Raw genomic sequence first — 14,470 nt, 5'->3', positions numbered from 1 at the left:
ACCGTTATCAGTAAGAGTTTCAATCAGCATCGTAAAGATCAGTCAACATCGTAAAGAACCGCAGCCAATACCATAAAGAGCAACAGCTAATATGAAATTTGTAGACGAAGCCACCATCATTGTGGAAGCAGGTACGGGCGGCCACGGTTGCCTGAGTTTCCGCCGTGAAAAATACGTGCCCCGGGGCGGGCCTGACGGTGGCGATGGCGGCGATGGCGGTTCTGTGTATCTGGAAGCCAACGATGCTCTGAACACCCTGATTGATTATCGCTTTCAGCGCCAGCACAGGGCCCATAACGGCGAACAGGGTTCCGGCCGCAATTGCACCGGTATCAAAGGCGAAGATCTGGTGTTGCCGGTCCCGGTAGGTACCACCATAGTGGATATGGACACCCACGAAGTGCTGGGTGATCTGACTCGCATAGGCCAGCGTCAGAAAGTCGCTCAGGGCGGTTTTCACGGCCTTGGCAATACCCGCTTTAAGTCTTCTATTAACCGTGCGCCACGGCAGACATCAAAAGGCTCCGAGGGCGAAACCCGAAATCTGCGGTTAGAGCTGAAAGTTCTGGCCGATGTGGGCTTGCTGGGTATGCCCAATGCTGGTAAGTCCACCTTTATTCGTTCGGTATCTGCGGCGACGCCAAAAGTGGCGGATTATCCGTTTACCACTTTGGTGCCAAATCTGGGCGTGGTCAGAGTGCAGAATCACCAGAGTTTTGTGATTGCTGATATTCCCGGTTTGATTGAAGGCGCCGCCGAAGGTGCTGGTCTGGGCATCCGTTTTCTGAAGCATTTGGTGCGTACCCGCCTGCTGCTGCACCTGGTAGACGTAGCCCCCTATGATGGTTCGTCGCCGGCTTACGCGGTAAAAGCGATTGCCCACGAGCTGGAAAAATTCAGCGAGACCCTGGCCAATCGCGATCGCTGGCTGGTGCTGAACAAAGTTGACATGGTGCCGGAAGAAGAGCGAGAGGCTCACTGCCAGGCCATTGTTGATGAGCTGGAATGGAAAGGTCCGGTATTTCGTGTTTCTGCCCTGACCGGTGAAGGCACCAAGCCGCTGACCCAGGCGGTTATGCGCTGGATTGAAGAACGCGCGGCTGAAGAGGCTGAAAACCCTGAAGCTGCCGAGCAGGAAGCCGTTCGCCGGCGCCAGATGGACGAGGAGGCCCGCGCCCGCATCACCGAAGAAAAGATGGCTCGCCGCGCGGCCCGCGAAGAAGACAACGACGACGACTTCGACGACGATGATCATGACGTAGAAGTGGTTTACGCCCCGGAGTAGGTGGCACCTGTAAGAGACCGTATTTAAATCATGACTGAACGCGCCCAGCTGCAACAGGCCAGCCGCCTGGTGGTGAAAATCGGAAGTGCTCTGTTAACCAACGACGGTAAAGGCCTCGATGTGCCTGCTCTGGGCCGCTGGGTAGACCAGATGGCGGCGCTGATGCAGGCCGGTGTCGAGTTGGTAGTGGTGTCATCCGGCGCTGTTGCCGAGGGCATGAGCCGGTTAGGCTGGACCCGCCGGCCGCAGCAGGCCCATGAATTGCAGGCAGCCGCGGCCGTAGGGCAAATGGGCTTGGTGCAAACCTGGGAAGCACAGTTCAAGCGCCACGGCATACACACCGCCCAGATTCTGCTGACCCACGACGACCTGTCTGATCGCAAGCGTTACCTGAATGGCCGCAGTACCCTGCGGGCGTTATTGGAGCTGGGCGTAGTGCCGATCGTGAACGAGAACGACACGGTAGTGACCGATGAAATCCGTTTTGGTGACAACGACACTCTGGGTGCATTGGTGGCCAATGTGGTTGAGGCTGACGGCCTGATTATCCTCACAGATCAGCTGGGTCTGTTTGATAAAGACCCGCGCAAGCATAGCGACGCAACACTGGTGAACGAGTGCTTCGCCAGTAACCGCGACCTGGACGCCATGGCCGGCAGTAGCGCCGGCGCAGTGGGCCGCGGGGGCATGCAGACCAAGCTTCGTGCGGCGCGATTAGCAGCACGATCAGGGGCCTTCACGGTGATTGTGGGCGGGCGCATCGACAATGTTCTGGGGCGGCTGCGCGAACGCGAAACGCTGGGTACGTTTTTATTGCCGGAGCAGGGCCGTGTAGCGGCTCGCAAGCAGTGGCTGGCCAGCCACCTGCAAACCCGTGGATCTCTAGTAATTGATGATGGTGCGGCGTGGGTGTTGCGGCAAGGTGGTCGTAGCTTGCTGCCTGTAGGCGTTACCCGTATTACTGGTGAATTCCGCCGCGGCGAGATGGTGGCGTGTCTGGATGAGCAGGGTAAAGAAGTGGCACGCGGCCTGGTGAATTACGACGCCGCTGCTGCACGTTTGATTGCTGGCCAGTCCAGTGATCGCATCATGGAATTGCTGGGCTTTATGACCGGAGAAGAGCTGATTCACCGGGACAACATGGTGATAGCCTCTTAGGATAGTGATCGCCTTTTAGAAGGTAATCGCCTCTTAGCGTTATTCTTTGCCGTTTCTGCAGACATAAAAAAACCGGCCAGCTGGCCGGTTTTTTGTGCACCCAAATGGCTTACGCCGCTTGCAGTGCCTTCACCTTGATGTTCAGGCGGCTCTTAATGCGAGCAACCTTGTTCTTGGGGAAGATACCCTTGTTAACCATGCTGTCCAGAATCGGCTGGGCTTGCAGAAAAGCAGCTTTCGCGCCTTCATAATTGCCTTCGGCGATTTGAACGTGAATTTTTTTCATGTACGTACGAGCCATAGAACGCAGGCTGGTGTTGTGCTTGCGACTGTTCTCGTTCTGACGTGCACGCTTTTTGGCTTGCGGGGAATTTGCCACCGTAAAACTCCTGAAAGTACTTGAATTCGTTGCTGAATATTTGGTTTGAGAGCGCCAGATGCAGTTGCAGTAACCCTTCAGTCACCCGTATCGCAACTCTCTTTCATCGCGGGCGCGCCAGATCCAGCGCGTCGAAATAAATGACGCAGAACTATGCCGCCAACGGCGAGACTTGTCAAGTCAAAAAGTGCCAATGCCAGCGGAGGCAGGGCTTGTGATAAACTCCCGCTTCTCTAATTTCGTCGGCCAAAACACCATGTCTGAACAATCTCCCGGGCCCCAGGGCCCGACACCCGAATCCCCGCCCCCATCAGAGCCTTCGGTGCCGGCCGTTAGCGCGATTAAACCTGCGCCGGGCCTGCTGCGCTCGTCTGGTGTGGTAGGGGTGATGACCATGACGTCGCGGGTGCTGGGGCTGGTGCGGGATATGGTAATTGCTCGCTATTTTGGTGCCGGTGCTGGTGCAGACGCGTTTTTTGTGGCCTTCAAGATTCCTAACTTTCTACGCCGGTTGTTTGCAGAAGGTGCGTTCTCGCAAGCGTTCGTGCCCGTGCTGTCGTCTTATCGCGAAAACCAGCCGGCAACCGAAGTAAAGCGCCTGGTGGATGCGGTTGCCGGTTCGCTGGGCCTGGTGCTGTTGGGGGTCACGCTGGTGGCCATGCTTGGCGCGCCAGTGCTGACGGCGGTGTTCGCGCCGGGCTTTCTGGGCGACGACATAAAATTCGCACTGGCCAGCGATATGTTGCGGATCACCTTCCCTTATTTATTGCTGATCTCGTTGACGGCGTTCGCCGGTGGCATTCTCAACAGCTACGACCGCTTTGCCGTTCCTGCGTTTACGCCAGTGTTGCTGAACCTGGCGATGATTGCTGCCGCCGTGTGGCTAGCGCCGCTCATGAACGAGCCGATAATGGCGCTGGCCTGGGGCGTGTTGATTGCTGGCGCCTTACAGCTGTTTTTTCAACTACCGTTTTTAATGCGCTTGGGCCTGATGCCGCGGCCGCGGGTGGATTACCGCCACGAGGGTGTTAGCCGGATTCTGAAGCTGATGGTGCCGGCGCTGTTCGGCGTATCGGTAAGCCAGATCAACCTGTTGCTGGACACCGTTCTTGCCTCTTTTCTGCAAACCGGCAGTGTGTCCTGGTTGTACTATTCTGACCGACTTGCGGAGCTGCCGTTAGGGGTATTCGGTATAGCCATTGCCACGGTGATTTTGCCCAGCTTATCCCGCAAGCACACGGCAGACTCGGCGGATCAGTTCTCTGCCACTCTGGACTGGGCGGTGCGGGCGGTGTTAATCATTGGTGTGCCGTCTGCGTTGGCCCTGGGATTGCTAGCCGAGCCGCTTATTGCCACTTTGTTCCACTACGGTGAAGTGACTGATTTCGATGTGGCCATGTCGGCCCAAAGTCTACGCGCTTATTCCGCGGGCCTGCTGGCATTCATGGTTATCAAAGTGCTGGCGCCGGGCTTTTTTGCCCGCCAGGACATTCGCACCCCGGTGAAAATTGGCATCATCGCCATGGTCGCTAATATGGTGTTTAACCTGATACTAATTTTCCCCTTGGCCCACGCAGGCCTGGCGCTGGCCACATCGTTGTCGGCCTGGCTCAACGCCTTTTTGCTGTGGCGCGGATTGAAAGCCATCGGTGCTTGGCGCAGCCAGCCCGGTTGGGGCAAGTTCGGGCTGCAGCTCGCGCTGGCCAATGGCGCGCTGGTGGCGGTGATTTTGTGGCTGAACGTGCCAGTGAGTCAGTGGCTGGCAGCCGGCGGCTTTCAGCGCTCCCAGGATATGGCAATACTGGTGATTGCAGGCGCACTTGCGTACTTTGTTACACTGGCGCTGGCCGGGGTGCGTATAAAACATTTTCGCCACAGGTAAGGTATAATCCTGCGCCTTATCATGTGCCAAACGCTGATTGGTTCTAATCCTTGGTTCGATTTTATTGTCGCGATTCATTGATAATATTGATTGGCAATATCCACTAGTAAAGAGGTTTGCTTTGCATGCGCTTGATTCGCGGCCTGACTAACCTGAAAATGCTGTCGCGATCGGGCGAAGGCCCACTGGCGCGTGGCTGCGTGGCTACCGTGGGCAACTTTGACGGCGTGCACCGCGGCCATCAGGCGATTCTGGAGCAGGTAAAAACACAAGCCGAAAAGCATAACTTGCCCTCGGTTGTGGTGATTTTTGAACCCCAGCCCCAAGAGTTCTTTCGTGGTGTGGATGCGCCGCCGCGACTGACCGGTTTCCGCCAGAAAGTGGAAGCTTTGCGGGGGCAGGGTATCGATGCAGTGCTTTGCCTGCGTTTTGACGAGCAGTTCCGCCAGTTTTCGGCCTGGGGCTTTGTGGATAGCCTACTGATTCAGGGCCTGGCGGTGAAACACCTGGTGGTGGGCGACGACTTCCGTTTTGGTTGTGACCGCTCCGGTGATTTTAAATTTTTGCAAAAAGTGGGCGCCGACGCCGGCTTTACGGTTGAAAGCACCCGCACCGTAGTGATCGAGGGCGACCGCGTTAGCAGCACCCGCATCCGTAAACTGCTGGCTGACAATCAGCTGGATAGCGCCGAGCATTTACTGGGGTGGAAATATCACATTGCTGGCCGCATTGTTTATGGGCGCCAGCTGGGGCGAGAGATTGGTGCGCCAACGGCGAATATCCGCCTGGCCCAAATACCCGCCTTGCAGGGTGTTTACGTGGTAAAGGCCAGGTTGGCCGACAGCAGCGAGCACGACGGCATTGCCAATATTGGCTTGCGGCCGACCGTCGACGGCAAACACCCGGCGCTGGAAGTGCACCTGTTTGATTACGCCGGCACGCTGTACGGCCAGAGGCTTGAGGTCACCTTTCGCCATGGCCTGCGTGATGAAGTCCGCTTTGAATCGGTGGACGCCCTGAAAACCCAGATTGCCAAAGATTTCAGCAGCGCCCGGCGCTGGCTTGCTGAGAGCCTAGCTCAGAACCTTGCTGCGAATCACACTACGAATACAGACTGACCCAAACTGACCTAATAGAGCACGCACAGCCATCATGAGCGACTACAAGCACACTCTGAATCTGCCGGAAACCGCTTTTCCCATGCGCGGTAACCTGGCCAACCGCGAGCCTGAAATGCTCAAGCGCTGGCAGGACCTGAACGTTTACGCCAACTTGCGCGAACAGCGCGCCGGGCGTAACAAGTTCATTCTTCACGATGGCCCTCCTTACGCCAACGGCAGCATTCACATTGGGCACGCGGTTAACAAAATTCTGAAGGACATGATTGTAAAGTCCCGCGGTTTCATGGGCTTTGATGCGCCTTACGTGCCCGGTTGGGACTGCCACGGCCTGCCTATCGAGCACAAAGTAGAGCAGAAAATCGGCAAAGCCGGTGTGAAGGTCGATTACAAAACCTTCCGCCAGGCCTGCCGCGATTACGCCACCAAGCAGATTGCCGGACAGAAAGCCGACTTTATTCGCCTGGGCGTGATGGGTGAGTGGGACAAGCCCTACCTGACCATGGATCCGAAAGTAGAAGCGGGCATTGTGCGCGCGCTGGGTAAAATTGTGGACAAAGGCCATCTGGTGCGCGGCTACAGGCCTGTCTACTGGAGCGTGGTAGGGCAGTCGGCTCTGGCCGAAGCGGAAGTAGAGTACCAGGACAAGACCTCTACTCAGATCGACGTGCGTTTTACCGCAGTGGATCAAGCCAAAGCCCTGTCGCTGTTCAATACCAGCGCCGGTGAAGGCGATGTGTCCGTCGTCATCTGGACAACCACGCCCTGGACCATTCCCGCCAACCAGGCGGTGTCATTGGGCGCTGAATTGGATTACGCGCTGGTGCAAACCGATGTGGGTGCCGGCCCCGAGCGCATGATTCTGGCCAGCGCTATGGTAGAGGTCGTTATGGCGCGCTGGGATGTGACCGGTTACCAGGTGCTGGCACAATGCACCGGTGCCCAGCTGGAGCACTTGGCGCTGCAGCACCCGGTTTATGACAAACAGGTACCGGTGATTCTGGGCGATCACGTGTCTACCGATGCAGGTACCGGCGCCGTTCACACCGCGCCAGACCACGGTATGGAAGACTTTGTGGTGGGCAAAATCTACGGCATTGGCACCCTGAATATGGTTCAGGCCGATGGCACCTACACCAGCGCTACCGGCGAGTTCGCCGGCGTTCACGTCTACAAGGCTGATGACCCGGTCTGCGACGCGCTGACCCGCGAAGGCAAACTGGTACGCAAAGAAAAGTTCCGCCACAGCTTTCCCCATTGCTGGCGCACCAAAACACCGCTGATTTACCGCGCCACACCGCAGTGGTTTATCAGCATGGAAAAAGAAAACCTGCGCGCCGACGCTCTGGAAGCGATTAAGGGCGTGCGTTGGGTGCCCACCTGGGGTCAGAACCGCATCGAAGCCATGGTGGGCCAGTCGCCGGACTGGTGCGTATCGCGCCAGCGCACCTGGGGCGTGCCGATTACCCTGTTTATCCACAAAGAAACCCAAGATTTGCACCCGAACACCCAGAGCCTGGTCGAAAAAGTGGCTCAGGCTATCGAGATCGATGGCATTGATGCCTGGTATGACCTGGATGCCCGCGAGCTTCTGGGCGACGACGCCGACCACTACGAAAAAGTGTTGGACACTCTGGACGTATGGTTTGATTCCGGCGTGACCCACGAATCGGTTTTGCGGGTACGCGAAGAGCTGGGCCAGTTCCCGGCCGATTTGTATCTGGAAGGTTCTGACCAGCACCGTGGCTGGTTTCAATCGTCCCTGAAGACCTCCATCGCCATCAATGGCGTGGCACCGTACAAACAGGTGCTAACCCACGGCTTTACCGTGGATGGCAAGGGTTACAAAATGTCCAAATCCTTGGGCAACGTGATCGCGCCGCAAGAGGTCACGAACGATCTGGGCGCCGACATCCTGCGCCTGTGGGTAGCAGCCACCGATTACAGCGGTGAAATGACCGTCTCCAAAGATATTCTGCGTCAGAGCGCCGACGGCTATCGCCGCATCCGCAACACCGCGCGCTTCCTGATGAGCAACCTGACCGGCTTCGAGCCAGCCAAGCACACGGTGGCCCCGGCCGACATGATGGCGCTGGACCGCTGGATGGTAGATCGCGCACTGCAATTGCAGAGCGAAATCCAAGAAGACTATGAAAACTACGCCTTCCTGCGGATTTACCAGAAAGTGTACAACTTTTGCGAATCCACTTTGGGCGGCTTTTACCTCGACATCATCAAAGATCGCCAGTACACCACCCAGGCTGACAGCCTGGCGCGGCGTTCGTGCCAGACCGCGCTCTACCATGTGGCCGAAGCGCTGGTGCGCTGGATTGCGCCGATTTTGAGCTTTACCGCCGATGAAATCTGGCAGCACCTGCCGGGCGAACGCGGCGACACCGTATTCTACGAAACCTGGTACCAAGGCCTGAGCGAAATGCCGCAAAGCGTAGAGCTGGGACGTAATTACTGGCGTGACATTTTCGCCGTAAAAGAAGCGGTGAACAAACGGCTGGAAGATGCCCGCAAGCAAGGCGTTATCAAGGGCTCCCTGAGCGCCGAGGTGACGCTGTTCTGCGATGGCGAGCTGGCTGAAAAACTAAAACACCTGGGCGAAGAATTGCGCTTTGTGCTGATCACTTCGGAAGCTGACGTGAAGCCGGTAAGCGAGGCGGTTGACGCCGAACAAACCGGTTATGAAGGGCTGTGGGTGCAGGTGCGCCCCGCCAGTAATACTAAATGCGAGCGCTGCTGGCACCACCGCGCCGACGTGGGCAGCCACGCAGAACACCCCGATTTGTGCGGCCGCTGTGTTACCAACGTGTATGGCCCGGGTGAAACCCGCGCCTTCGCCTGATGGGCTCTACCATGGCAAAATCCGGCGATAGCGGCAAATCCGGCGCGGGCAAACTGAAGTGGTTGTGGCTGACGGTGCTGGTGATCGCATTGGATCTGGGCACCAAGGCAGTGGCCACTGCCATGCTCAGTTACGGCAGCCCGGTACCGGTGATGCCGTTTTTCAATTTTACTCTGCTGCACAACACCGGTGCCGCCTTCAGTTTTTTAGCCGGTGCCGCCGGCTGGCAGCGCTGGTTTTTTGTGATCCTGGCGCTGGTGGTTAGCGTAGTGCTGGTGCTATGGATGAGAAAGCTGGAGCGCCATGAAACCTGGTCTGCCATTGCTTTTGCGCTGATTCTTGGTGGCGCCCTGGGCAATGTGTACGACAGGGTGGTACATGGCTACGTGGTGGATTTCCTCCATTTTTATTGGCAGAACTGGCATTTCCCGGCCTTTAATCTGGCCGACACCGCCATCACCATTGGTGCTGCTATGATCATACTCGACACGTTTCGCAAACCCGCCGATGCGGACAAAAAAGGCGACTGATTAAGATGAAAGAACTTCCTGTAGACAAAGGCACCCGGGTTACCCTGCATTTCGCGTTGAAATTCGACAGCGGCGAAGTGGTTGACACCACCTTCGACAAAAACCCGGCTACCCTGGATATTGGCGATGAAAGTTTGCCAGCGAATTTTGAAGCTTATTTGATGGGCATGGTAGCCGGTGACAAGGCCAGCTACCAGGTGCCACCGGAAAAAGCCTTTGGCCAGCGCAACCCCAACAACTTACAGTTGATGAAGCGCCATGTGTTCGGCGCCGACATGGTGCTGGAGCCAGGTGTGGTGGTCTCCTTTGCCGACGCGCGTAAGCAAGAGCTGCCGGGTACCATCAGCCGGGTAGAGGGCGATGAAGTAGAAGTGGACTTCAATCACCCGTTGTCTGGGCGTACACTGACTTTTGATGTAGAAATTATAGACGTAGAGCCGGTAGGCCCTGCGCACTGAACTCCTGTGGGCTGAGATAGGAACACTATGCAAATTCGTCTGGCAAACCCCCGTGGATTCTGCGCCGGTGTCGACCGCGCCATTGATATTGTTAACCGTGCTCTGGACGTGTTTGGCGCGCCTATTTATGTGCGCCATGAAGTGGTGCACAATAAATTCGTGGTAGACAACCTGCGCAAGCGCGGCGCCATTTTCGTGGAAGAACTGAGCGAAGTGCCAGACGACAAGCTGGTGATTTTTAGCGCCCACGGCGTGTCCCAGGCGGTGCACAAAGAGGCAGCCGACCGTGGCCTGAAAGTCTTTGACGCGACCTGCCCACTGGTCACCAAAGTGCACATCGAAGTCATGCGTTACAGCCGTGACGGCAGCGAGTGCGTGCTGATTGGCCACCATGGCCACCCCGAAGTGGAAGGCACCATGGGCCAGTACAACTTCGCCAACGGCGGCGATATCTACCTAGTGGAAAACGAAGCCGACGTAGCAAAGCTGAACGTTAAAAACCCCGAAAAGCTGGCCTATGTCACCCAAACCACCTTGTCGATGGATGACACGGCCCGTGTAATCGACGCCCTGCGGGCCAAGTTCCCGAAGATTGAAGGGCCGCGAAAAGACGACATCTGCTACGCCACCCAAAACCGCCAGGACGCCGTCAAACAAATGGCCGACGAGTGCGACCTGATGCTGGTGGTGGGCTCCCCCAACAGCTCCAACTCCAACCGCCTGCGCGAACTGGCGGAGCGCATGGGCACACCGGCCTACCTGATTGACGAAGCCGCACAAATTGATCCCACCTGGCTAGACGGCAAAAAATCTATAGGCGTAACCGCCGGCGCTTCCGCCCCGGAAGTACTGGTAAGCGCCGTGATCGCCCGCCTGCGGGAACTGGGTGGTGAAGTGCCGCAAGAGATTGCCGGGCGTGAGGAGAATATTGTGTTTTCTATGCCGAAAGAGTTGAGAATCGATGCCATCGAATTAAACTGAGTTTCGATGGCATCGACAACCCGTTTTACCAGCATCCTGCCATAGCCGCACCGCGATCACCTTGTTCGTCAAGTGTGAGAGTACCACAGTCGTCATTTCCCTGACCTCCCGTTGGCACGGCCTGGAGAGTGAAGGCACCCTGAGTAACATCAGCAGAGAAGCTGATGTTGTAAAAGGCGGTCCCATTCTGTGGTGATTGAACAAAGGGCAAAGTAGGATTGTCTGGAGGGGTATTTGTAGTATCTCTGTAGTCAAACCCGTTCGAATAGCGCCGCTCCATCCACTGTGACAGCTCCAAAAGGTCGGACTTTGCCGTGGTCCGACGTGTCTTCTTAACCTGGCTCTGATAAGAAGGAAACGCGATCGCGGCGATTATGCCAATAATCGCAACGACAATCATCAGTTCAATCAGCGTAAAACCAGTTTGACTTTGAGTCTTCAAAATATCACGTCCTCACGTTTTTTTGCTTCGTGGCAGTAATTATTGATTAACGGTTTCCTGGTAGAACGTTTCGTTGAGTAAGAGCCCACCTACTGCGACTTTCTCTCCTTGAACATTTTTGTTAGCCAGATAAACGTTTCTACGTAATTAACGGTGCTGTAAAGCAGCTTCTAGCGAAGCTGCTCCCAGGTTTGTCGTCCAGTGTTCGAATTCAGAGAGCGTACGCAGGGGCCATCCTCACATGGGTTTTCAGCAGAAAGCTGCCTGGGATCCGTGCCCGGAATAACAACTTCTGCCTCACCACTTTGAGTCGCAATGGTGCGGTTTTCACCACCATAACCAACTTGTATGCCGCTTGCTGCAAAGCCGCCCGTAATGTCCGCCGTATTGAATATGCCGTCGCTGTTGAGATCAAACACTGGCGTGTCAGAAGGCGCTCCTGATGTGAGTTTTAAGTCCATAATAAAGCCGGTCCGACCACTACCGCAGGGGTCGCTATCGGGGATGACGGTGGTGAAGCGGACCCGATCCGGGTTTACGCCAAACGGGAATGTCGCCCTGCTTATCACCCGCTCGCCCTCTTGCGAAGCGTTATAGACAAGATCGAGATACCAACCTTTCTCGTCGGTTAGCGTGTTGGCAGAGGTATCACGGACGGTAAAGCTATTAGTGCCATCATCCAAGGCCCGGTCGATCACGACATTGGTTTGCTCGACTATGGTTTGCGCCAGAAGGTTTGTTCTGAGTAATGTAGAGGTAGACAGGTCGTCTTTGATGACATAAAGGCTCTGGATGTCGTAATCGCCTTCGTCACCGCTGCGAAGGAAACTGCCGGTTCCGAACGCGATAACCAGTTCATCATTATTGTTCGGATTCAGAGCTGCCCGCGGAGCAACGGTGATGGGCTGAGTATTGCCAGCAGGACTGATAGCACTGAATATCTTGGTGGTGGACCACGCACTTACCTGGCCGGTTATATTGAAACGCCAAAGATTACCGAGTAAATCGCCGCCGTACGCATAGCGCATGACTGCATCTGACTCAGGAAAACTCGTTATGGTTGCAGAAGCGAACCCATTCGGGCTTGCTGCGCTGCCTACGCCGGTCTGAAGTTCTTTTAACAGAGCGCCCGATTCAAGATCAACAACAAAGAGACTCGACTGGTTGCTTCCGCCGTTATATCCGTTGCCAAAAATGGCTACCCATTTTCCGCTGTCCAGTCGCGCAATTTGAGGGTCTGTTACGCCATAACCGAGATTTGTATGCTGAAACTCCCAGAGCACATCATCTGATGGCGAGAACGAATCTGGCTCTGTGATATCAAGCGCAAAAACCGTTTTGCCACCGTTACCCATTGTGCCGAGAAGTACCGTGCGCCATTCCTTGGAACCGTCTCCGTCTTTGTCGAAATAGGCGTCTTGAATCCGGGGAGTACCGTCCATAAGATATTTGTGGGTGTAGCTGGGATTCATCAGCTCTGAAATGCGGGCATAACTGTTTGACCCAGTGGGCAGCAGAAGCTCGGAGGGGATGTAACCAAAGAGCTCTCCACCGGTTTCACTGTCAAACGCATGAAGAATGCCGTCGTTAGCCGGAACATAAAGTGCAGCGGTTCGCTCTCGATAGGTCGTAGTGGAGCGAAACGCGCCATAGCTGGAACCCTCAGTGCCACTCAAACGCCTGAACCCGTAGTTGGTGGTGCCCACGAACTGTGGGTTAGCGTTGATGACATCGCCTAAAAGACGAGTAACTGTCGCGCCGCCCGCATCCTGTCTTTGTCTGTCGCGAAATGTTGAGTGTGCCGAGTTGTCACCGTGTAACCAGGCAAGGCGGTTGGGGCCAAGATTGTCCTGACTTGCTGCCAGGGTTGGGTCAGCGTTAAGCGCATCCTGCTGTGCCTGAGAGAGGTTGCTGAGTGAGGTTGCTGAGGTAAACGCCAGCTTTACCCCTGCGCTTCTGTTATAGGTTATTAGTGTGCGATCTGCAGGAAGCGTATTTTCAAGAACTGTCTCTGCATCCCAGATTTCGGTCCCCAGGTTGAAATTAAAGCCAGTTAATGTTCCCGACCAATCTTCACTGCGGAAACCGGCAAAAAAGCCAAGCGCGTCCGTGCGAAGTACCGCTGAGCTGACTGCTGCTGCAGAGGCGGAGGTCTGGGCGCGGGCAATAACGCCTCCTAGGAAACCCTGAATTTCAGCGGTGAACTCCTTCGGGTTTTGAGCACTTGCATAGCCGCCACGACCGTTAATGGCTGCGTGAAGCAGGTCGTCGATGTTTTGAGGGTTTCGATCAGAGCCTGGCTGTGGCCAATTAATCATTTCTCCCGATGCAATGGCCGCAACAGCGTCTGCTTCTAGAACGTCACCAGGAGTGCTGCCATTCCAGATGCTGTCGGTCATTATAAGAGAGAAGCTCTGACGGCATTCGATATCAGCGGTGTTGTCGCTGGTGCCGGGAGTGGCTCCCCACGGGCCTCGACTATCAGTGCGTGAGTAGTAGTTACCCACATCTTTGAGTGCTGTTCTGAGTGGCGTGCCGCCGGAAACACTTTTGTTTTGCAACCAAGTCAGGAATTGCTGGCGGTGGGCGGCGTTGTATGGACGGACGCCGCTGACCAGCGTATTTGTGTTACCCACGCCATCGATGGTTCTGTTGTTAATGTTAATAGCGCCGTAGCCAAGGCGAATGTTTTCTGGAAGGTCAAAAAAGGCCTCAGTGATACCAGATTTTGACGCCAAATCGCGGAGGCTGTAGAAGGAGTACCAGTTTGCAAAGTTTTGTTGCTGCTCTGTGTTCTCGTCCGCCAGGAATACAAGGTCGTAACAATTGTTATTCTTTGGTGCAGCCTCGCATCCAGGTGAACTGTTGAACCGATAGTAAAAAGCACTGTCTTCAAACGTAAAACGATGGGTTGGGAAGCGTATGCTCAAATTGACCGATCCGGTTTCGCTGAAGCCATTTTTCCACGCGGCATTAAAGTTGGAATTCGGGAAACGTCCGGAACCGTCCGGCTTGTGGGGGAGGGCATACTCGGTGTCAGGATCGTAATAGATCGCATTTACTCGGCTGCTGTAGTACCAGAAATTACCAACGCGTAACGTACCGCCTGACCAATTATGTGGGCCACCGGGGAAAAGAACAAGGTCCCCGCCGATAGAGTCAGGCATGTATTCCCAGCCCATAGACCCCGAATCGTCAAAAATAAAAACAAGATTCGAGTCCACCGACGTTTTCAGAAAAAGTGGTATTTGCGCAATGTTTACCTGCGCCAACGCGGACTGCATCGTGCACATGGAGAGCAACAGGCTGGCCCCAAAGGTGGTCAGTTTGTTAACACGCGCCCGGATATATGTCTGTGCTGTAAGTTTTTTCACGGCAATTTC

At 55.6% G+C, this 14,470-nt stretch carries 11 protein-coding genes; 8 read left to right on the top strand and 3 right to left on the bottom strand.

Annotated features, from left to right (window positions below; translation table 11 throughout):
• Window positions 1-91: 91 nt before the first annotated feature.
• Together cgtA and proB are read left to right on the top strand one after the other, a co-directional pair.
• The gene (cgtA, locus tag ATG98_RS03765) at window positions 92-1,285 is read left to right on the top strand and encodes an Obg family GTPase CgtA (protein ID WP_098422177.1); all 1,194 of its coding nucleotides are present in this window, start codon (window positions 92-94) and stop codon (window positions 1,283-1,285) included.
• Window positions 1,286-1,315: 30 nt separating this feature from the next.
• On the top strand, window positions 1,316-2,443 hold the full coding sequence (gene proB / locus ATG98_RS03760; RefSeq protein WP_098422176.1) for a glutamate 5-kinase: 1,128 nt from the start codon (window positions 1,316-1,318) through the stop codon (window positions 2,441-2,443).
• Between the two features lie 109 nt (window positions 2,444-2,552).
• Here the strand turns inward: proB and rpsT are convergent, their stop codons facing one another.
• Complete coding sequence (gene rpsT / locus ATG98_RS03755) at window positions 2,553-2,822, bottom strand: 30S ribosomal protein S20 (protein ID WP_098422175.1); 270 nt, start codon at window positions 2,820-2,822, stop codon at window positions 2,553-2,555.
• Between the two features lie 256 nt (window positions 2,823-3,078).
• Between rpsT and murJ the strand changes: the two genes are divergently transcribed.
• The 6 genes from murJ to ispH all read left to right on the top strand — a co-directional run bounded on the left by murJ (window position 3,079) and on the right by ispH (window position 10,645).
• Window positions 3,079-4,704 carry a murein biosynthesis integral membrane protein MurJ gene (gene murJ, locus ATG98_RS03750; RefSeq protein WP_416376566.1) on the top strand — a complete coding sequence of 542 codons (1,626 nt, stop codon included), beginning with the start codon at window positions 3,079-3,081 and terminating at the stop codon, window positions 4,702-4,704.
• A gap of 125 nt (window positions 4,705-4,829) precedes the next feature.
• A complete protein-coding gene (ribF, locus tag ATG98_RS03745; protein ID WP_098419558.1) occupies window positions 4,830-5,822 on the top strand; it encodes a bifunctional riboflavin kinase/FAD synthetase in 993 nt (330 codons plus the stop codon).
• A 34-nt stretch (window positions 5,823-5,856) separates the two neighbouring features.
• Window positions 5,857-8,676 carry an isoleucine--tRNA ligase gene (ileS, locus tag ATG98_RS03740; protein WP_098419557.1) on the top strand — a complete coding sequence of 940 codons (2,820 nt, stop codon included), beginning with the start codon at window positions 5,857-5,859 and terminating at the stop codon, window positions 8,674-8,676.
• Window positions 8,676-9,206 (top strand): signal peptidase II, encoded by a 531-nt coding sequence (lspA, locus tag ATG98_RS03735; RefSeq protein ID WP_098419556.1) that lies wholly within the window; start codon window positions 8,676-8,678, stop codon window positions 9,204-9,206. Before ileS ends, lspA begins: the two co-directional genes overlap by 1 nt.
• A gap of 5 nt (window positions 9,207-9,211) precedes the next feature.
• On the top strand, window positions 9,212-9,664 hold the full coding sequence (locus ATG98_RS03730; RefSeq protein WP_098419555.1) for an FKBP-type peptidyl-prolyl cis-trans isomerase: 453 nt from the start codon (window positions 9,212-9,214) through the stop codon (window positions 9,662-9,664).
• Window positions 9,665-9,691: 27 nt separating this feature from the next.
• On the top strand, window positions 9,692-10,645 hold the full coding sequence (ispH, locus tag ATG98_RS03725; RefSeq protein WP_098419554.1) for a 4-hydroxy-3-methylbut-2-enyl diphosphate reductase: 954 nt from the start codon (window positions 9,692-9,694) through the stop codon (window positions 10,643-10,645).
• Window positions 10,646-10,670: 25 nt separating this feature from the next.
• On the opposite strand, the gene ATG98_RS03720 is transcribed toward ispH, so the two are convergent.
• Together ATG98_RS03720 and ATG98_RS03715 are read right to left on the bottom strand one after the other, a co-directional pair.
• Window positions 10,671-11,087, bottom strand: a complete 417-nt coding sequence (locus tag ATG98_RS03720) for a type IV pilin protein (protein WP_098422174.1) — start codon at window positions 11,085-11,087, stop codon at window positions 10,671-10,673.
• Window positions 11,088-11,257: 170 nt separating this feature from the next.
• Window positions 11,258-14,461 carry a pilus assembly protein gene (locus tag ATG98_RS03715; protein WP_143751429.1) on the bottom strand — a complete coding sequence of 1,068 codons (3,204 nt, stop codon included), beginning with the start codon at window positions 14,459-14,461 and terminating at the stop codon, window positions 11,258-11,260.
• Between the last annotated feature and the right edge of the window lie 9 nt (window positions 14,462-14,470).

Source organism: Marinobacter sp. LV10R520-4 (assembly GCF_002563815.1).
Classification (GTDB): Bacteria; Pseudomonadota; Gammaproteobacteria; order Pseudomonadales; family Oleiphilaceae; genus Marinobacter.
The sequence above is the reverse complement of the archived record's forward strand: the minus strand, read 5'-3'. Positions and strand labels throughout refer to the sequence as shown.